This is a genomic window from Streptococcus sp. 32226D021BW, assembly GCF_053545015.1.
The window spans coordinates 22735-41438 of the sequence record NZ_JBPPVC010000015.1; the positions used below are offsets into that span (position 1 = coordinate 22735).

20 protein-coding genes are annotated in these 18704 nt (G+C 40.6%); 2 read left to right on the forward strand and 18 right to left on the reverse strand.

From position 1 onward, the window contains the following. Positions 1-73: 73 nt before the first annotated feature. The 14 genes from ACEE44_RS08925 to ACEE44_RS08990 all read right to left on the reverse strand — a co-directional run bounded on the left by ACEE44_RS08925 (position 74) and on the right by ACEE44_RS08990 (position 13065). Complete coding sequence (locus tag ACEE44_RS08925; RefSeq protein WP_449171980.1) at positions 74-604, reverse strand: hypothetical protein; 531 nt, start codon at positions 602-604, stop codon at positions 74-76. Positions 605-611: 7 nt separating this feature from the next. After that, on the reverse strand, positions 612-1595 hold the full coding sequence (locus ACEE44_RS08930) for a hypothetical protein (protein WP_172096390.1): 984 nt from the start codon (positions 1593-1595) through the stop codon (positions 612-614). Between the two features lie 69 nt (positions 1596-1664). Further along, positions 1665-2465, reverse strand: a complete 801-nt coding sequence (locus tag ACEE44_RS08935; RefSeq protein ID WP_449171981.1) for a Fic family protein — start codon at positions 2463-2465, stop codon at positions 1665-1667. A gap of 173 nt (positions 2466-2638) precedes the next feature. After that, positions 2639-5287 (reverse strand): valine--tRNA ligase, encoded by a 2649-nt coding sequence (locus tag ACEE44_RS08940; RefSeq protein ID WP_449171982.1) that lies wholly within the window; start codon positions 5285-5287, stop codon positions 2639-2641. Continuing rightward, on the reverse strand, positions 5288-6025 hold the full coding sequence (locus ACEE44_RS08945) for a hypothetical protein (RefSeq protein ID WP_449171983.1): 738 nt from the start codon (positions 6023-6025) through the stop codon (positions 5288-5290). Between the two features lie 20 nt (positions 6026-6045). Beyond that, positions 6046-6438, reverse strand: a complete 393-nt coding sequence (locus ACEE44_RS08950) for a VOC family protein (RefSeq protein ID WP_449171984.1) — start codon at positions 6436-6438, stop codon at positions 6046-6048. Positions 6439-6678: 240 nt separating this feature from the next. Next, positions 6679-7065: a helix-hairpin-helix domain-containing protein gene (locus ACEE44_RS08955; RefSeq protein WP_449171995.1), complete on the reverse strand. Its 387-nt coding sequence runs from the start codon at positions 7063-7065 to the stop codon at positions 6679-6681. Positions 7066-7081: 16 nt separating this feature from the next. Further along, positions 7082-7336, reverse strand: a complete 255-nt coding sequence (locus ACEE44_RS08960; RefSeq protein WP_029750528.1) for a DUF1912 family protein — start codon at positions 7334-7336, stop codon at positions 7082-7084. A gap of 107 nt (positions 7337-7443) precedes the next feature. Continuing rightward, positions 7444-8445, reverse strand: a complete 1002-nt coding sequence (locus tag ACEE44_RS08965) for an aldose epimerase family protein (protein WP_449171985.1) — start codon at positions 8443-8445, stop codon at positions 7444-7446. A 160-nt stretch (positions 8446-8605) separates the two neighbouring features. Then, positions 8606-9007 (reverse strand): PTS sugar transporter subunit IIA, encoded by a 402-nt coding sequence (locus ACEE44_RS08970; protein ID WP_449171986.1) that lies wholly within the window; start codon positions 9005-9007, stop codon positions 8606-8608. Positions 9008-9010: 3 nt separating this feature from the next. After that, positions 9011-9829, reverse strand: a complete 819-nt coding sequence (locus ACEE44_RS08975) for a PTS system mannose/fructose/sorbose family transporter subunit IID (RefSeq protein ID WP_105144994.1) — start codon at positions 9827-9829, stop codon at positions 9011-9013. Continuing rightward, entirely contained in the window at positions 9816-10712 is an 897-nt protein-coding gene (locus tag ACEE44_RS08980) for a PTS mannose/fructose/sorbose/N-acetylgalactosamine transporter subunit IIC (RefSeq protein ID WP_449171996.1), read from the reverse strand. Before ACEE44_RS08980 ends, ACEE44_RS08975 begins: the two co-directional genes overlap by 14 nt. Positions 10713-10751: 39 nt before the next feature. Continuing rightward, positions 10752-11237, reverse strand: coding sequence for a PTS system mannose/fructose/N-acetylgalactosamine-transporter subunit IIB (locus tag ACEE44_RS08985; protein ID WP_332412418.1), 486 nt, complete (start codon positions 11235-11237; stop codon positions 10752-10754). Between the two features lie 55 nt (positions 11238-11292). Beyond that, positions 11293-13065, reverse strand: a complete 1773-nt coding sequence (locus ACEE44_RS08990; protein ID WP_449171987.1) for a glycoside hydrolase family 35 protein — start codon at positions 13063-13065, stop codon at positions 11293-11295. Between the two features lie 220 nt (positions 13066-13285). Here ACEE44_RS08990 and ACEE44_RS08995 point away from each other — a divergent pair, with 220 nt between their 5' ends. Continuing rightward, positions 13286-13996, forward strand: a complete 711-nt coding sequence (locus ACEE44_RS08995) for a GntR family transcriptional regulator (protein WP_449171988.1) — start codon at positions 13286-13288, stop codon at positions 13994-13996. A 37-nt stretch (positions 13997-14033) separates the two neighbouring features. On the opposite strand, the gene ACEE44_RS09000 is transcribed toward ACEE44_RS08995, so the two are convergent. The 4 genes from ACEE44_RS09000 to recX form a co-directional block, all read right to left on the reverse strand. After that, entirely contained in the window at positions 14034-14759 is a 726-nt protein-coding gene (locus ACEE44_RS09000; RefSeq protein WP_449171989.1) for a GntR family transcriptional regulator, read from the reverse strand. Positions 14760-14892: 133 nt separating this feature from the next. Further along, positions 14893-15210, reverse strand: coding sequence for a DUF960 domain-containing protein (locus ACEE44_RS09005; RefSeq protein ID WP_449171990.1), 318 nt, complete (start codon positions 15208-15210; stop codon positions 14893-14895). Between the two features lie 61 nt (positions 15211-15271). Then, positions 15272-15805: a nucleoside tri-diphosphate phosphatase gene (ntdP, locus tag ACEE44_RS09010; RefSeq protein ID WP_449171991.1), complete on the reverse strand. Its 534-nt coding sequence runs from the start codon at positions 15803-15805 to the stop codon at positions 15272-15274. Between the two features lie 77 nt (positions 15806-15882). Continuing rightward, entirely contained in the window at positions 15883-16659 is a 777-nt protein-coding gene (gene recX, locus ACEE44_RS09015) for a recombination regulator RecX (protein ID WP_449171992.1), read from the reverse strand. 37 nt (positions 16660-16696) lie between these two features. Between recX and rlmD the strand changes: the two genes are divergently transcribed. Continuing rightward, complete coding sequence (gene rlmD, locus ACEE44_RS09020; protein WP_449171993.1) at positions 16697-18049, forward strand: 23S rRNA (uracil(1939)-C(5))-methyltransferase RlmD; 1353 nt, start codon at positions 16697-16699, stop codon at positions 18047-18049. Positions 18050-18704: the final 655 nt, after the last annotated feature.

The following is an 18704-nucleotide window of genomic DNA, read 5'->3' on the forward strand; positions in this document are numbered from 1 at the left end:
AATTATTGACTCTAGTAGTATAGCATGAATGATTAAAATAAACTAGAAAATTTTACGTAGATGTTTTTTCAGCTCAGTCCTTACTAATTTCTCTACTTTTTTGTACAACTTTATTTGATACTCTATTCATATTGTGAATTACTAATGTTATCGTTGACACAATTGCTAGGATTACAATTGACAAAAAAATCACTTGCAACAACTCTAAAAATACCTGTTCAATCGTAATCACAATTACCATTTTAAAAATAGAAAGCATAATAATTATACACCAAAGTAACGACGGAAATAAATAATCAGCTAAATATCCATAGTATACTTCAGGTTTACTAAGATAAAATTTTGCAAAATCCTCAATTGAATACACTTCTCGACCAAACATATACATAGACAATATAAATGCTAATGCTGATAAGGACATTACAATAAACTGCCACGTTTCAAAAACTTGAAAATCAACATTTAAAATGGTATCTGGAACAATGAATGTCAGAACTAATATAATCATTACTAATATTAGATATGAAATCCACACACTTACTGGTAGTAACTTATTCTTTGTTTTATAAATAATTTTAATTGGATTCTTTTCAATTCGCTGCATTATTTCCTCACTCATGTTTTATTATTGACTTTAAGAAATTAATGATTGTAATCCCATTGCTTTTTATATCTACTAAATATCCTTTTCTACTAGGAATGGCCAATATCTTTTGTATCTTTTCTAAAAACTCTTTATTATCTGTCATGTCTGAACATATCAAGGTTGCTCTAGATTCTTTGGAATCCGTTATTTTTGGAAGTTCAAGTAAAATATCCAACTCATCTTCGGTATCACCGTTCGGATAAGTTGTGATAATTTCAATAGATTTCATACTTTCAGTAGTATTTAATACCACATTCTCATATACAGGATTAATCTTTATAGATCCTATTTCACTTTTGGTATCATTTATTTGATTTTCAATCTTTTTATACGAAGCCAATGCTTCATCAATTGTTACATTTTTAACAGTAATCATTTCATTATCAAACGAATAATTTACTTCAATTTCCTCTATCCCATTCAAAATTTGTTCTTCAAGATATAGAATAATTTTTCTTACTCTTCTTAAATGATCTAATCCCTTCCCAACTTCAGAATCAATATTAAAGTCATATAAACGCTCAATTTCCTCATAAACCTGACTACTGGTATATCGGGAATTAGCCTGATTCAAAACCACAAACTTTGATAAGAGTGTCTTCCTATCGTTCATAGCCTTTTCTAATTTAAATAAAAAATCCGGATTATAATATATTCCATTTCCCCTCTTATACTCATTGGTAATACCCTTGTATTCAACAGCAATCTCATCTGTAATTTTTACAAGACTTCTGTATTCTTCAGATTCAGCTATTTCATTATAATCTTGAAAAATTACTAAATTTAATTTATCATTTTCAATTACTGGATTAGAGAATAAATCATTATATGCATTAAAAATAGCTGTTGGAATTATTTTTGACTTCAACTCATCAATATTATTGTGATATTTCCTTAAAACATGAGGTTGAACGTTTAATTTGAAAATATAATTTCTTTTCTCTGGCATAACTATACCTCCTAAATAATCCGTATCTAATTATATCTTTTTAAGTTGGGTACATACACTAATTTCTTGTTATTCAACAACCCCCAACTCCTCGTACATCCTCTCACTTGACAAATCATTCTGACCGTTCAAGAGGAGATTTTCAAAGAAGGTGGTTAAAAAGTCTGAGCGTTTATTGACTAACTTAGCATTGTCAAGTACAAGGGCATCTCGAAAATATTTGGCATGTTTTTGAAAAGGTTCGTTGTCAATGTCAAAACCAAGTGAGCGAAGGTATTTGATGAGAAATACGGTAATTGTTCTCGTGTTTCCTTCTCGGAATGGATGTATTTGCCAGATGCCTGAGATAAAGGATTGGATATGAGCAACAATGGCTTTTTTATCTAATCCAGCATAAGAAAAATCTCTTTCTTGCTGAAAATCATAATCCAAAGTGGCAACAATCAAAGGAAAATCTGAATAAATCACAGTATCCCCCTTTAAGACTGGCTCATTTTTTGTAATGTTAACCGTTCGATACTCACCAACTGGAATACTGTTGCCAAAAACACCTTGAAAGAGCTCTTTATGGATATATAAGAGAGTAGTTGGTCGGAGGCTAAAACCATTTTGAGAAAGCATTTCAACAATTCGGAGAGAGACAATATCTGCCTCTTGTGTACTGGCATCAGTTGACTGGTGATATTTTGTAATTTCCTTATACACCTGTTCATAGGTGTATTCTCCACGAGCTTGCCTATCAGCCAACTCCTCCATATAAACAGACGGAGTCAACCCATCCACTTTTTGAAGACCAAAACCCGTTTCCCAGAGTTCTTGCTTGGCTTCGTAGGAAAGATTGGGATTATCAATACTGTAAGTAGGTTGCATAGACTCCTCCTGTTTGAATTACTAGCCTTATTATACCACAAAACCCAGCCTTTTTAGGCTGGGGATTTGTTTAATCTAGTGTGGCAAATCAGCTTGAGACTAGGAAACGACACCGCAGACAGTACTTGAGTACGGCAAGGTGAGTTGACGCAGTATCAAGTGATGTTAGACCACTAGACCAGTTTCTTCATCTCTTCAATCCGCCCTACTGTCGCATCGTATTTTGCTTGGTAGTCGGCTTGTTTTTGTTTTTCTTTTTCAACGACTTCTGGTTTGGCGTTGGCGATGAAGCGTTCGTTGCTGAGTTTTTTTCCGACCATGTCTAGTTCTTTTTGCCACTTGGCAAGTTCTTTATCTAGTCGAGCCAACTCTTCTTCGACGTTGAGGAGGTCGGCTAGCGGCAAGAAGATTTCAGCACCGGTGATAACGGCTGACATGGCTAATTCTGGCGCAGCAATGCTTGAACTGATTTCCAACTGCTCTGGATTTGTAAAGCGTCGGATGTAGTTTTCATTTGCCTTGAAGAAGGTTTCAAGCTCAGCATCCGCTGTCTTAATCAAGATGGTAATCGGTTTAGATGGAGCAACGTTCACTTCTGCTCTGCTATTTCGCACCGAACGGATCAAGTCCTTGAGGCTTTCCACACCCTTGTGGGCTTCCGCATTGTCAAAGGCTGGGTTGACAACAGGGTAAGCCGCCACCACGATAGAGCCTTCTGCATACTGGGCGAAGATTTCTTCCGTCACAAACGGCATGATAGGGTGGAGGAGGCGAAGGATTTGGTCCAGCGTGTAGAGAAGGACAGAGCGGGTCATGACTTTCTCGGCCTCGTTGTCGCTGTAAAGCACCTCCTTGGTCAGCTCCACATACCAGTTGGCGAACTCTTCCCAGATGAAGTTGTAGAGGATGTGACCAGCCACACCGAACTCGAACTTGTCGAAGTTTTCAGTAACCTTGGCAATGGTTTCGTTGAGGTTGTGGAGGATCCAGCGGTCCGTCACGTTACCAGCCTCGCCAGCTGCGACTTTAGCTACATTCTCACGCGCCGCATCCAAAGTCAAGCCTTCATTGTTCATGAGGATGTAGCGGGAAATGTTCCAAATCTTATTGATAAAGTTCCAAGACGCATCCATCTTCTCATAAGAGAAGCGAACATCTTGACCAGGGGCAGAACCGTTTGACAGGAACCATCTCAAAGCGTCCGCACCATATTTCTCGATAACATCCATCGGATCAATCCCGTTTCCGAGTGACTTGGACATCTTGCGACCTTCTTCGTCACGGATCAAACCGTGGATCAGCACGTTCTTAAATGGTTGACGGCCTGTGAACTCAAGCGATTGGAAAATCATGCGTGACACCCAGAAGAAGATGATGTCGTAACCCGTTACCAAGGTTGAAGTTGGGAAGTAACGCTGGAAGTCCGCCGCATTTTCGTCAGGCCAGCCCATTGTTGAGAATGGCCAAAGGGCAGAGCTGAACCAGGTATCTAGGACATCCTCATCCTGTACCCAACCGTCACCTGCTGGAGCCTCTTCTCCGACATACATTTCGCCAGATTCGTTATACCATGCTGGAATCTGATGACCCCACCAAAGCTGACGAGAGATAACCCAGTCGTGTACATTTTCCATCCATTGGAGGAAGGTATCATTGAAACGTGGTGGGTAAAATTCTACCTTATCAGCTGTGTCTTGGTTGGCAATGGCATTCTTAGCCAACTGGTCCATCTTAACAAACCACTGGGTTGACAAGCGTGGCTCGACTACCACACCAGTACGCTCTGAGTGACCAACTGAATGCACACGGTTTTCGATTTCCACAAGGGCACCCAGCTCTTGTAACTTAGCAACCGTTGCCTTACGAGCTTCAAAGCGGTCCATACCTGCAAATTCACTTGCCAACTCGTTCATGGTGCCGTCATCATTCATAACATTGACTTGTGGCAGATTGTGGCGTTGACCGACAAGGAAGTCATTTGGATCGTGAGCAGGCGTAATTTTCACAACCCCTGTACCAAATTCAGGATCTGCGTGTTCATCCGCAACGATTGGGATTGGCTTGTTAACGATTGGCAGGATAACATTTTTACCAATCAAGTCCTTGTAACGTGGGTCTTCTGGGTTAACTGCCACCGCAACGTCACCGAACATAGTTTCAGGACGGGTTGTCGCAACTTGAAGACCACGTGAGCCGTCTTCAAGCATATAGGTCATATGGTAGAAGGCACCTTCAACATCCTTGTGGATAACTTCAATATCAGAAAGGGCTGTGCGAGCCGCTGGGTCCCAGTTGATGATAAATTCGCCACGGTAGATCCAGCCTTTTTTGTAGAGTTCAACAAAGACCTTGCGAACAGCTTTTGACAAGCCTTCGTCCAGCGTGAAGCGGTCACGTTGATAGTCTAAAGACAGACCCAACTTGCCCCATTGCTCACGAATAGTCGCCGCGTACTCATCCTTCCATTCCCAGACTTTTTCGAGGAATTTTTCACGACCCAAGTCATAACGGGTCACACCTTGCTCCCGCAAGCGCTCCTCCACCTTAGCCTGAGTAGCAATCCCCGCATGGTCCATACCTGGAAGCCAGAGGGTATCAAAGCCCTGCATGCGTTTCTGGCGGATAATGATGTCTTGAAGGGTGGTATCCCAAGCGTGTCCCAAGTGCAACTTACCAGTTACGTTTGGCGGTGGAATGACGATCGAATAAGGCTTGGCCTCCGCATCGCCTGACGGCTTAAAGACATCTTGGTCCAACCAAGTCTGGTAACGACCAGCCTCAACCTCGGCTGGATTGTATTTTGGTGATAATTCTTTTGACATTTAATTTTCCTCTCTTCTAATATCTTTTACTAATTTAGGTGGATAGCTTGTAGAATTTTGATTTATTCCATGAACAATTTGATTATCATAACCAAATCTAAATTCTTGTTCGTATTCCCTCCCAATAACATCACTAAACCTAATTTTAAATTTCAAAAAATATGACTGATTTTTATTTTTTGCTATTTCAGATATTTCTAAACTAATGGATGAATTTGGAATAGCAAAATTTTCACTAAAATAGTCATGAAAACAATGTGTAGCTTCATTAGTCAATCTGGGATCAATTATAAAGTAGATATTATTGCCACTCGTATCCTTTGAAATAGGACAAGTAGTGATATTTGTTGCAGTTCCTCTCCCTACGTTAGTTAAATATATTTTCACAAATATATTTTGCTGTGAATCATATTCAATGTGTGATTCTGTTCGATTAAGGTGAAAATATGGAATTAAATCAGAACGATTTTCAATACTAAACTGCAACTCATTTGTTTGTTGCTGATATTTAGAAAACTCCATTTGGAAGTCTTTAAAATTTTGATCAAGTCGGCGTGCTTCCTTATTTATTTTATCTTGAGCGTCCTGTCTAATCTCATCTTTTTTATCTTGTCTGGATTTGTTAATCCAAGTGAACAGACCAACAACCAGACTGATACATAAAGATACTAAAGCAACCTTATCAGCATTATATAGTTCCACAGTCCAACTAACAAATTTCGTGAAAAATTCTTCCATAACAAACTCTCCCCTCTTAATTATTTAACTCCTACCCCCACCAACTCTATCTTAATCCCGTCCGGGTCTTCCAAATAGAGGGCATAGTGGTCTGGTCCTCCTGCATGGGGATAGCGGTCATCGTAGAGCAGTTTGACTCGTCTGGTCAACAATTCTTTCCGCCATTGGTCAATCTCATCAGGTGTGCCCACATGAAAAGCTAGATGATTGAGACCAGTTCGGCAACGGTGATAGCCTGCCTCTAGGAAATCCTCTGGCGTTTGGACAAAGACCAGGTATTGCTCTGCTTTTTTATAAGACAGCCCTTCCTCCCACTCCTGATAGAGCGAGTAGCCCAGCTTGGTCAGGAGAAAGTCGTAAAATGCACGCGAAGTTTCCAAGTCAGAAACGTAAATCTCAACATGATGTAACATATTTCTCCTTTCCAAATGAAAATCCCTGCCTAGACTTGCTAGACAGGGACGAAGTTATTCCGCGGTACCACCCTTGTTCAGATAATTTATCTGCACTTTGCTTATTCAATTCACATCATCAGCAACCAGTTTTGACATTTGTGCGGATTTCTCAGTACCACCGCTTCCTGTGACAAATGGGGTTCAAAACACCTCTGAATGGCTTTATTGTAACAAATTGCACCTTGAAAAGCAAGGGATTTAAGCTTTCAAGGCAATCCCTTTTTCTTTCAACTGCTTGATAGTTGCTGGACCGATACCTTTAAGAGCCAAAAGCTCTTTTTCTGTATGGTTTGCAAAATCCGCTACCGAGCGAATACCTGCTTCGTAGAAGGTTTCCAAACGTGCTGCTGCAATACCTTCCAACTCAGGAAGTGCCAAAAAGTCTTCCAATGAATCCGCTGAAGAAGTCACCTCTGCTACAACTTCTTTCACTTGTTCTACAGCATGCTCTACTACAGCCTCAGCCTTATGAGCAACTGTCTCTACTACTTCTGTCGCTCTTTCAACCCCCACACGCCCTGCACGTTTCAAGTCTGCCAATTGTTTCTTCAATAATTTTTTACGATTTACATTTTTCTTTGCCAAGATTTCTATCCTCTCTTTAATAATGTCTTTGGCCAAATAAGCCATCTGGTAAATCATGGAAGCTCTTGCCAGCATGATAGTTGGCAAATTTCCCCTGGATAAAACGATAAGCATCTAGCTTACTTTCGTAACGGATGTAGGCATCCGCCGCACGCTCATCCTTATCCTCTTCCAATACACGACGGCTTTCTTCTACCGCCATCTCATTTACCATAACCTGAGTATTGACCCAGGCTTCAAATTCTTTTAAAAATTCTTGTTCTTTCGTCATTATTTTCCTCTTTCGCCTGCTTCGATTGAAACACACCGCTATATTATACCATATTTTTTAGAAAACACAAGAAAAGCCTAACTGCAACACAGTTAGAGCTCTCCTTCTTACCATGTAAATTGATAAACAGTCTGAGATAAAAATTCCTCATCTTTTTCTAGCAAAATAGAACCAAAACCATCTAGGTTGCAAGCATTTGGCAGAGCCTGGCATTCCAAGCTAAAGGCACCATGGTAGGTAGCCAAAGCTTCAACAGGATAATTGTAGGTATAGATGACCACTGATGCCTGATTGGTTCGCACGCGCAGACCTATTTTCCCATCTGGGCTACTAACTTCAACCGGAACCTCCACCTGCTCCAAAAGCCATGGATGGTCGTAACCTTTCACAAGGATATTCTGAGGATGTTGACTGTCAAAGCCCTGAGCAAATCTTGCTCTCTCCCTAAAGTCAAACGGCGTTCCCGTCACATCCTCCAAGACACCTATTGGCAGATCATCCTCACCAAGCGGAGCATAGCGATTGGCCGCAATCCGAATTTCATGGTCTGCTACTGACTGCTGAAAATCCCCCGTTAAGTTGAAATAGATGTGATTGGTCGGATTGAAAATCGTATCTTTGCCAGACACCGCCCGGTAATCTACCGTCAACTCGTTCTGGTCTGTTAGACCATAAATAGCCTCAACCCTCACATCTCCTGGAAAACCATTGAAACCATCTTTTAGGACAATCCCAAAGGTCACTTGATTTTTTTCATGGTCTAGAAGGGCATCCCAATACTGTTCATTTGCCGTGTCAATCCCACCATGCAAGGTTCTACCAGGTTCATTTTCTGTGAACTGATAACTGGTTCCCTTTATCTCAGCCTGAGCACCTGAAATACGCCCCGCTACTGGGACAATGCTTGAACCAGGGTACAAATCTGTCTTACGGTAATCATCATCCGACTTGGCAGCCAAACTGACATTCCGTAAGCCACCATTTTCATCTACTGGCAAAAGCACTTCTACCACTCTGGCACCAAAATCTGTCAGACTAACCTGCATACCATTTTTATTTTTTAAGCAATAGAGCTTCGCTTTTTCACCAAAATCTTTTACATCAATCATTGCTTTTCCTCACAAAATCAAATGAGGGGAGGCAATCAACTTGCTTCCCCTCAGGATACTTAAAGCCTATTTAAAGCTAGTATTAGCTTGCCATAATACTTTGGAATAACCCTCGCTCTCTTATTTCTAGGCTCGGGCTAAACTAGTCCACCGGACTAGTTTACTCCTCATCATCTTCATCGCTTGTTAGTAGGCTGTTGACGTGTACGAGGTTGCTTGTGCCGAATTCCACATAGTCAACTGCTTCACCTAGTAGGACGCCGTTCAAGAAACCGATAACCATAGGCATGTTCATCCCCGCATAGAGGTCAAACTGTCCACCGTCAATCAATTTGCGTGAAACAACATTGGCTGGTGTGCCACCCAACAAGTCAGCGAAGACAACGAAGTCATCTAAATTAGCAACTGTTTCTTCAAATTTCTTCTGGAAGTCTTCTGGACCTTCTTCTGGCAAGAGGCCTACTGTATAAATGTCCTCCTGAGGACCCATAATCATCTCAGTAGATTTTTTCAATTCCTCACAGAAGAGACCGTGACTTACTAAAATTAAATTCTTAGCCATATCTTACGCCATACCGAATACGAAGTGACCGATTGCAGAAAGTCCAACCGCAAGTGCGATGATAATCAAGATAGCTTTAGTAGAAGTCATGCCTTTACGGCCAAGCAACCAGAATACAAATCCTGTGAAGATTGCTGGAACCAAACGTGGGAAGATTGTGTTGAGCAAGTCTTGAACATCAATCACTTTTTCACCAACAGTTGGAGCCCAAGAAACTTCAAAGTTGATCATTGTTGCAATCAAAGCACCCAACATGAACACACCGAGTACAGAAGCTGCATCAACTAGAGCAGTCAAACGGTCGCGCATGGTTGTGATTAGTTTAGTACCTTCTTTATAGGCAATTTCCAATTGTTTCCAACGGAAGATGTCATAAACAACTGCTACAGCCACCCATAGGAAGATACCAACTGGTGAACCTTGACTAGCCATAGTCGCTGCAACAGTACCCATGATTGCTGGAACCAATGAACCAAAGATTGAGTCACCGATTGGTGCAAATGGACCCATCAAACCAGTCTTGATACCGTTAACCGCATCTTTAGAAGCAACACCGTCGCTTTCTTCCAAAGCCAAGTCAATACCTGTGATGATGGTATGGAAGAATGGTGAAGTATTGAAGAATTGCGTATGCAATTTCATCATTTCTTTCAATTCAGGTGTGCCGTCTCCGTACATTTTACGAAGCTGTGGCAAGATCATGTAAAGGTAACCTGAACCTTGCATGCGTTCATAGTTCCAACCAAGTTGGTAAGTGAACAAGCTACGTTTGTTAATCTGATTAAAATCTTCTTTTGTTAATTTGTAATTAGATTTCGTCATCGTCAATTTCCCCACTTTCTGAATTTGATGGAGCAACTACTGCTACTTTTTGGCTGTTGATATAGTGTAAAACTGAAAGGAAGATACCAACAATTGCGATACCAATCATTGACAAGCCTTTGAAGTTGTTTACAAATGCTACACCAGAATCTTCTGGAAGTGTACCAACGATGCCAGCTACAGCGCCACCCAATGCAGATACGTTACCGTAAAGAACAGTCAACATAGCTGTAAGGGCAAAACCAACTGCCAAGTAGTGAAGGTTGCGTTTAAGAGGAAGGTAGTGAAGAAGGATAGCGAAACCAAGACCTGGAAGCATACGAGCAGCCAATGTCAAACCGTTTGCAACCCATTGATATTGTTGGATAGCTTGTACCATTGCATCTACGAATTCACCACCGAATGTAAGAGCAAGGAATACAGGGAGTGCACGAGAGAGTGCCCATGGGATAGCACCGAGAAGGTAGTTACGTTCGATTGCTGCGTAATCAAATTTTTCAACAGCTGCATCCACACGGTGTGCGAAGTAAGTAGTTGAGAAACGACCAGCAATATCTGTATAGACAAGGAGTGCTGCTACTGGAACCGCGATTGTTGCTACAGCTAATTCTGGATCAATACCTTGTGAAACTGAGAAAGCTGTCGCAAGAACCGCACCAGAAGTTGCGTCGATACGAGATGCACCACCGAAAGTACCTACACCAAGTACCATCAATTGAAGAGCAGCTCCAATCGTCAAACCAGTTGCCATGTCACCCATGATCAAACCAGAGATGAACCCTGCGAAGACTGGAGAACCAGCTGACGATACAATTGTCAACTCATCACAAATCTGATAAGCAGAGTAGAGCGTTAGAAGTAATATTTGCCACCATTGCATAATAGTGAACCTCCTTTAAAATTTTTCAAAAATATCCGAAGTTTATCTGACCTTATCCAAGAGTGGCATAAAGTCTTTTGGCGTGTCGCCTGGTACCATTTGAGCGATCAATTTCACTCCTTTAGCAACCAAGGCATCAAAGTCCGCAATGTCCTTGTCTACAACGTTAATAGAGCGAGTAACAGAGCGAGTTTCTGGTGATTGAGACATATTACCTACGTTCAATTCTGCCAATTCCACTCCATATTCAACTAAGCGGAGGAAGTTTTCAGGACGACGGGCAACAATCAAAAGACGTTGGCTATCGTACTTACCTTCCTTAATGTTGTTAGCAGCTTTTTCTATTGGTAAAATAGATAGTTTTACTCCTGCAGGGCAAGCTAATTTCAAGCCTTGCTTTTCAATATCATTTTGAGCCACAGCATCATCGATAACCATGATCCGACTAATATTTAATTTAGTCGTCCAAAGGTTAGCAACCTGACCGTGAATCAAGCGACCATCAATACGTGTAGCAATAATTGCCATACAATATTCTCCTTTTCTTCATAAATCTTTCTGTTAGACACTCTCAAGGGAGTACCTATACTTCTTTATAAACGGGTTCCTGTGAAAAGCTAATCTTCTCTCTATACTGTCCTTCCGTCTCAAAGACGACTATTTCATTTTCTCCTTTCTTTAAGTATCCTTTTGGTATATAGAGATAAAGGATTGGACCTTTTTCCCAGAAACGTCCGATATTTACATTGTTAACAAATACAACACCCTTACCAAAACCTGTCATGTCCAAGTAAGTGTCTGCCAGGTCTTCTAGTTCAAACTGGTAGCGATAGAAGGCTGGTTGCCCCTCCTGCCACCCTTTTGTGAAGTCTAGTCCAGAAATATCATCCAGTGGCAATGGGTACATATCCCAATTACCAATGTAGTGCAAGTCTGCTATGGCACCACGACCCAAACCTTTGGATTGTGTCGGTGCAGTCAATTTATGACCGTAATTGACTCGTCCCATGTTTTCAACTAATACTGCTAGTTCAACCTGGTTAGACTGGAACTCTAATTCAATATCTTCACCAATTTCTGTCTGATACTGGGTTGTAACCAAACGACCATCGGCATAGACCTGAATACGATCTCGAGCATCAATGACACGAAGTCGCTCTGCCTCATCCTTATCACGTTCTAGCCGTGTTTTATAAAGAATATAGCCTGTCGATTGACCCAACTCTTCCATATTTTTTGGATAGAAGCTAGATGAGTAATCGCTTACATTTTCTGCTGTAGAAAATAGACCAACCTTGTCCTTTAACTCTACTGCTGGATATGCCTTGGCTTCCTTAACCAGTGGCTCCGCATAGGACAAATCAGGATAGGCTTCTTTCATACGTTTTTGTAAGGCATAGAATTTCTTAGTTGGGTTACCAGCCTCATCTAAAATCGCATCATAGTCATAAGAAGTCACCTGTGGCAAATCAATCTGACCCCGAGCCGAGCAACCATTCATGAAGCCAAAGTTGGTTCCTCCGTGGAACATATAGAGGTTAATCGAACCTAACTCAATACATTCCATAACAGCGTCAACCATCTCATCTGGATCGCGACGAATAACTTCATCACCCCAGCGGTTAAACCAGCCATCCCAGAACTCCATACACATGTAGGGCCAATCTTTGCCATATTCATTAAAGAAGGCCTGCATATTTGCAAAGTTTTCTCTAGCTCTCGAACCAAAGTTACCTGTCACAAAGATGTCGTCTTCTATCAAGGTCCCTGCTCGTAGAGTTGCCCGCCATGCACCATCAGAAGTGAAGAGCGGAGCTGTCAAGCCATGTTTCCTCATTAAACCTGCTACAGCCCTCAGGTATTCCTTATCCTCACCATAGGAACCATATTCGTTCTCTACCTGGAACATAAGGATATTGCCACCTTGTGCGAGTTGGAACTTGGCTAATTTAGGAAGAAGAGAAGCGTAATATTCATCTAAGTGCCTTAGGTAGCGCTCATCATGCGAACGAACCCTCAGCTCCTCCTGAATCAGCCAAGCGGGGAGACCTCCCCATTCCCACTCGGCACAAATATATGGGGAAGGGCGAACGATAGCATAAAGCCCCAAATCCTGCGCCAGCTGTAAGAAGCGCTCCAGATCCAGTATCCCTTCATAGCAAAACTCCCCTTTTTTAGGTTCGTGCATATTCCAAGGAACATAGGTTTCAACCGTATTAAAACCTAAAGCTTTTAAGTTATACAAGGAATGGTACCAGTCATCAGGATGCACTCGGAAATAATGAATGGCCCCCGATAGAATTTTAAAGGGTTGATGATCTAAGTAAATTTGATCTTTTATATAGAACTCTGTCATCTCGTCACCTTTATAATTATATACCTTTCTGTTAATATAATAACACTTTTTACTGGTTATGTCCACTACTTTTTTGAAATTTTTTTGAAATATTTTACTCTATTTGCCAAATCCTTGATTTGAAAGGGTTTTACAGCAAGTTTTTTTGATTTTTCAGTTATATATTTTGATTTTTCAGTCTTCATTTAGTATAATAATCGCTAGAAAGGAAGTTATAAAGATGAAAGTACCTAAGTATCAACTTATACAGAATGACTTACGTCAGCAGATTATTTCTGGTAAATTTGAAAATGGCGATAAATTTTACACAGAATCTGAATTGACAAAACTATTTAACGTTAGCTCTATTACGGTTATCCGTGCTGTAAATGAATTGGTTAAGGATGGCTACCTGATTCGGCAACAGGGCAAAGGAACCTTCGTTTCCCGTTCCCGCAAAGGGCGCTTGGTAGAATTCTCCGATATTGAAGTTTTCTCAATGGATAAGGATACCGTTGTCGTGCTCTCTTGTGAAAAAGGCAATGACCCTGAAATTCTTGAAAAACTCAACCTAGACAAGAATGATTTCTACTATAAGATTGTTCGTGTGCGTTCAGCAGAAAATACACCATACATCTTCCACAATTCCTATATCCCTCAACGATATATTCAAAATCCGGATGCTCCACTAGAACATTATCAGTCTATCTACCAACGATTCAAGTTGGACTACAATATCCATATGTCTGAGGAACCTTTTGTTGAAACAAATGAAATTGTTAGCCCTTGTCCAAAAGACGTTTCAAAACATTTGAATTTAAAAGCAACAGAACCTGCAGTTCTTCAAAATAAAACAACCACTCACAGCGCAAGTGGCGAAATTATGGAATATACTGAAACCTACAAGCACTGGAAATACTACAAATTCGAAATCACGGCTAACCACCGTTAAATGCAAAAAACGCAGACTTAACCATCTGCGTTTTTTTCTATTTCTGATGAATAATCTTATAACGAAACTGATCCGCTCTAGCAATACTCAGTGTAAACTCAATTATCCTATTTTTATCATTGTAGGTTTTTCTCACCAAATGAAGAACTGGACTGTTGTTAGGAATACTTAACATCTTTGCTTCATTATCCAAAGAAATACTTGCATAAAATTCTTCTTCTGCCAAACGAATGGTTTGGTCATAATCTTCTAAAAACAATTCATACAAGGGTAACTCCATCATTCTATCCGCAGATAAACTCGGAAATAGAGAGGCAGGAACATAGGTCCTCTCTAGCATCATTGGGATCTCATCAGCCAGACGAAGGCGTTCTATTTCAAAAACCTCTTCACCCTTACGCAACTGTAGATGTTGAGCAAGATAATCAGTAGCTGGAACAGTCTGAAAAGACAGAATTGAAGTTCGGGGTTCCTTACCAATCTTTCTCATCTGGTCCGTGAAACTGTAGGACTGGGATAAATCAACAGCAGTATCCAAGATTTCTGAAACATAAGTTCCCTTGCCATGTTTCTTATAGACTAAGCCGCGCTTTTCCAACTCCTGCAAGGCTAGGCGAACGGTAATGCGACTGACCCCGTGTACCTGTGTCAATTCCCGCTCCGAAAGCAATTTTTCATTTGGAACCATCCTCTCACGAATAGCAACTTCTAGTTCATCGACTAACTGCAAATAAAGGGGTTTTTCATCAAATTGACCACTCATAGTATCCTCCTTTCGAATCTGCAAAATCTCTCACCATTATTTTACAACAAATTCACTATATTAACAAGATGTTGTAGAATTTGATTGATTCCAAATGAAAAAGAGCTGAGCAAGAACCGAAAATGGAATATGATTATAAGAGGGTCACTTCATCTGGTAGGGTAATGGTCTCCTTGCCTTGCTTATCCATCACTAAAATCGTTGACGGATAAAAGGGATCGAAGCGACTGTTCAAATCCAAAGCAATGGCATTCTTATAGCCTTCTTGGGAAAAGACCAGCGTAATTTTTCCCTTCCTATTTTTGATTGAAAAGCGGATTACACTTTTTAAGGGAATGACACCCTTTAAATAATTATCAATAAAGAACCAGAAACTATCGATAACTTCACCAGGAAGTGAAGTTACAACTCCAAAACTAGCGTAACGGCCATTGGTTTGATTAAATGCCATGCTCTACTCCTTCTTAAATGGTAAGAAAAAAACCTGCAAAACAGGATTTTCTTTTCTAACTTTATCTACTTCTCAGTTCTAAATAGCGTTTGTACCAGATATTGACATAGGCTGGAGAGAAAGGACCTCGCTGATTATTGATCCAATCAACCAGAATCTTGACATTTTCCTTCAAAATAAAATCAATATCATCTGAATAATTCATAGCCTTGCGATGTCTCTCGTATTCGTCCACATCCAAGAGCCTCTTCTCACCATCCGCAAAAACCTTGACATCAAGGTCATAGTCGATGTATTTGAGCGCTTCATTGTCGAGAACATAAGGACTTGCAAGATTGCAATAATAAGATACTCCATTTTCTCGAATCATTGCAATGATATTGAACCAGTATTTCTTATGAAAATAAACGATTGCTGGCTCTCTTGTTACCCAACGTCTGCCATCATTTTCAGTCACTAAGGTGTGGTTATTGACTCCAATAATAGCATTTTCCGTTGTTTTTAATACCATGGTGTCACGCCAAGTGCGATGAATTTCACCGTCATGTTTATAACTTTGAATAGTAATAAAGTCGCCTTCCTTTGGTAATTTCACTTTGTTACCAACTTTCTACTATTACAATTTATCTCGACTATTATACCATATTTTTTCAACCTAGGCGAAAATTTTTCTCAGAGATATTCACGAATGGCTGTTTTTATTGCATCAAAATCAAATCCCTTTCGGACTAAAGCCTGTGTCAAACGTTGTTTCAGCTCATAACCCTCATATTTTCGGCTGTATTTCCGATACTGCTTATCCAGCTCCTTGGCAATCAAATCTGCTTCATTTTCTTCATCTGAGGTCAATTCTAATGAACCAATACTCTGTTTGGCAAGCTCATAGGAAAAGCCCTTTGTTATCAATCCCTGAACCAACTTATCCTGTAAAGCTCGCAGGGGCAACTTAGATTGATACTTTCGATATAATTTTTCTGCAACCCTTTCAGCCAGGTCTGAAAAATCAATCTCAGCTAGTCCATCTTCAATTATTGATTTCGAAATTCCCTTCATCATCAATTTTTGACGAATCATTGCAGGTCCCTTGTCACCATTCAAGCCATTCTGACGGATATAGGTTTCTACATAGGCTTTATCGTCAATCCACCTATCTTCTTCCAAATTAGCAACAATTTTTAGGGCAGTTGTTCCCACTATCTCATACTTTGCCAGATAATCAAGAACTTCTTTTCTCGTTCTCTGCTTAAAAGAAATGAAATACAAGGCTAAATTTTTCCCATAGGAAAATTGGGCAAAATCCCGAATGGCTTGAAATTCCTCTTCTGTGATGTCCTGGTCCTTACTGAGCATGAAGCGAACAATGGTATCTTCTGTAATATAGGTGTTTTCCTGTCCTTCAACTTCTAAAAGATAAAGTCGTTTCTTCTTTTCAATTTTTGTAATTCTCATTCTTTCATTATACAGGAATTTTCGGTAAAATAATAATATGAATTTACAAGTAAACCAACGAATTCCCTTGAAAATCAAGCGAATGGGTATCAATGGTGAAGGTATTGGCTTTTATCAAAAAACGCTGGTCTTTGTTCCGGGTGCCCTCAAGGGGGAAGAAATCTATTGTCAAGTAACCTCTGTTAAACGTAATTTTGTGGAAGCAAGGCTACTGAAAATTAACAAGGAATCAAAATTCCGAGTCAAACCAAGCTGTGACATTTATCAAGCCTGTGGCGGCTGTCAAATCATGCACCTCCGTTATGACAAGCAACTGGACTTCAAGCAAGACTTGCTCCAACAAGCCTTGAAGAAATTTAAGCCAGCAGGCTATGAGGATTACCTCATTCACCCAACCATTGGAATGGATCAGCCAAGTCATTATCGGGCTAAATTACAGTTTCAAACCCGTTCATTCAAGGGGCAAGTCAAGGCTGGGCTCTATGCTGAAAATTCCCATCGCCTGATTGGTATTACAGACTGCTATGTCCAAGACAAGGAAACCCAGAAAATTATCAATAGGATTGCGGACCTATTAACCAAGCACCGTATCCCTATTTACAACGAGCGTAAGGAGCAGGGCATTCGTACAGTTATGGTTCGCAGAGCCCGTCAATCTGGTCAGGTGCAGGTCATTTTTGTCACCTCCTGCCAGGTCAATCTGACCAAACTCATTGAAGAAGTAACCAAGCAATTTCCTACTATTGTCACTGTTGCTCTAAACTGGAATAGGCAGAAGTCCAGTAATATATACGGAGAAAAAACGGAGATTCTCTGGGGCAAACAGGCCATCGAAGAAGCTGTTTTGGATTATGAATTCTCCCTGTCACCTCGAGCATTCTACCAACTAAATCCCCAACAAACGGAAGTTCTCTACGGAGAGGCAGTCAAAGCATTAGATATTTCTGGCGATGAAGACTTGATTGATGCCTACTGTGGCGTGGGAACCATTGGCTTTGCCTTTGCCAGAAAGGTCAAGTCTGTTCGAGGGATGGACATCATACCAGAAGCCATCGAGGATGCTAAGGCCAACGCCAAACGGATGGGGCTGACCAATACCCACTACGAAGCTGGGAAGGCAGAGGACATCATTCCTCAATGGTATAGGGACGGATATCGAGCTGACGCCTTGGTGGTAGACCCTCCTCGGACTGGCTTAGACGAAAAACTCCTTAAAACGATCTTGGAATACAAGCCTGCTAAAATGGTTTATGTATCCTGCAATGTTTCGACCCTAGCCAGAGATTTAGTTGAGCTGACCAAAGCCTATAAGGTTGAATACATCCAATCCGTTGATATGTTTCCCCATACAGCACGAACTGAGGCGGTTGTGAAGTTGAGTAGGAAATAGCATAGGGGGAAACTAAGAAGAGGATGATAGAAAAGTTAAGCTATAGGAAGCAGTTTCAAATAAAACAAAACGAATGCTACAGGGTAGAATTTTTTAACTACCTTGAGCCATTCGTTTTTATATTCGGCTATTTCCTCCAATTTTTCAAACGGTATATTAGACATTACTAAAGGACAAGGAAAAGTACTGAATGTCCTAGAACTACCTTATTTCAACGCCAAACTGAAAAGCTACCAATAATCTCATAAAGTCATTAAGAGAAATGCCTTGAAGATATCTTTTGGCTTATCCCCTAGTAACAAGAAAGAGAAGACAAAAAAGGTCCACTAGCGATGTTAACTGGCTCTCCCCCCTGCACTTGACAAAAAGTTGCAGTTACTAGGTTGAAGATTTTGGACGCTTCTTGGAAATCATACTTAACATGAATCCTTTCTAATGAATTGTTTAGTCGCTTTTCATTATAGGCCGTATGTACGATTTTCTATACTCAAAAAGCCTCCATAACCTCTATGGTGGATCTACCCACTACAGTCTTATGGAGCCGAAAAAAGCAAAAAAAGTAGCATTGCTACTCTTTGAAATATAAATCGGGAAGACAGGATTCGAACCTGCGACACCTTGGTCCCAAACCAAGTACTCTACCAAGCTGAGCTAC

Excerpts from the sequence above, each read along its gene's own strand:
- ACEE44_RS08925 (WP_449171980.1), bottom strand. The coding sequence starts at position 604 with ATGCAGCGAATTGAAAAGAATCCAATTAAAATTATTTATAAAACAAAG.
- ACEE44_RS08930 (WP_172096390.1), bottom strand. The coding sequence starts at position 1,595 with ATGCCAGAGAAAAGAAATTATATTTTCAAATTAAACGTTCAACCTCAT.
- ACEE44_RS08935 (WP_449171981.1), bottom strand. The coding sequence starts at position 2,465 with ATGCAACCTACTTACAGTATTGATAATCCCAATCTTTCCTACGAAGCC.
- ACEE44_RS08940 (WP_449171982.1), bottom strand. The coding sequence starts at position 5,287 with ATGTCAAAAGAATTATCACCAAAATACAATCCAGCCGAGGTTGAGGCT.
- ACEE44_RS08945 (WP_449171983.1), bottom strand. The coding sequence starts at position 6,025 with ATGGAAGAATTTTTCACGAAATTTGTTAGTTGGACTGTGGAACTATAT.
- ACEE44_RS08950 (WP_449171984.1), bottom strand. The coding sequence starts at position 6,438 with ATGTTACATCATGTTGAGATTTACGTTTCTGACTTGGAAACTTCGCGT.
- ACEE44_RS08960 (WP_029750528.1), bottom strand. The coding sequence starts at position 7,336 with ATGACGAAAGAACAAGAATTTTTAAAAGAATTTGAAGCCTGGGTCAAT.
- ACEE44_RS08965 (WP_449171985.1), bottom strand. The coding sequence starts at position 8,445 with ATGATTGATGTAAAAGATTTTGGTGAAAAAGCGAAGCTCTATTGCTTA.
- ACEE44_RS08970 (WP_449171986.1), bottom strand. The coding sequence starts at position 9,007 with ATGGCTAAGAATTTAATTTTAGTAAGTCACGGTCTCTTCTGTGAGGAA.
- ACEE44_RS08975 (WP_105144994.1), bottom strand. The coding sequence starts at position 9,829 with ATGACGAAATCTAATTACAAATTAACAAAAGAAGATTTTAATCAGATT.
- ACEE44_RS08985 (WP_332412418.1), bottom strand. The coding sequence starts at position 11,237 with ATGGCAATTATTGCTACACGTATTGATGGTCGCTTGATTCACGGTCAG.
- ACEE44_RS08990 (WP_449171987.1), bottom strand. The coding sequence starts at position 13,065 with ATGACAGAGTTCTATATAAAAGATCAAATTTACTTAGATCATCAACCC.
- ACEE44_RS08995 (WP_449171988.1), top strand. The coding sequence starts at position 13,286 with ATGAAAGTACCTAAGTATCAACTTATACAGAATGACTTACGTCAGCAG.
- ACEE44_RS09000 (WP_449171989.1), bottom strand. The coding sequence starts at position 14,759 with ATGAGTGGTCAATTTGATGAAAAACCCCTTTATTTGCAGTTAGTCGAT.
- ACEE44_RS09005 (WP_449171990.1), bottom strand. The coding sequence starts at position 15,210 with ATGGCATTTAATCAAACCAATGGCCGTTACGCTAGTTTTGGAGTTGTA.
- recX (WP_449171992.1), bottom strand. The coding sequence starts at position 16,659 with ATGAGAATTACAAAAATTGAAAAGAAGAAACGACTTTATCTTTTAGAA.
- rlmD (WP_449171993.1), top strand. The coding sequence starts at position 16,697 with ATGAATTTACAAGTAAACCAACGAATTCCCTTGAAAATCAAGCGAATG.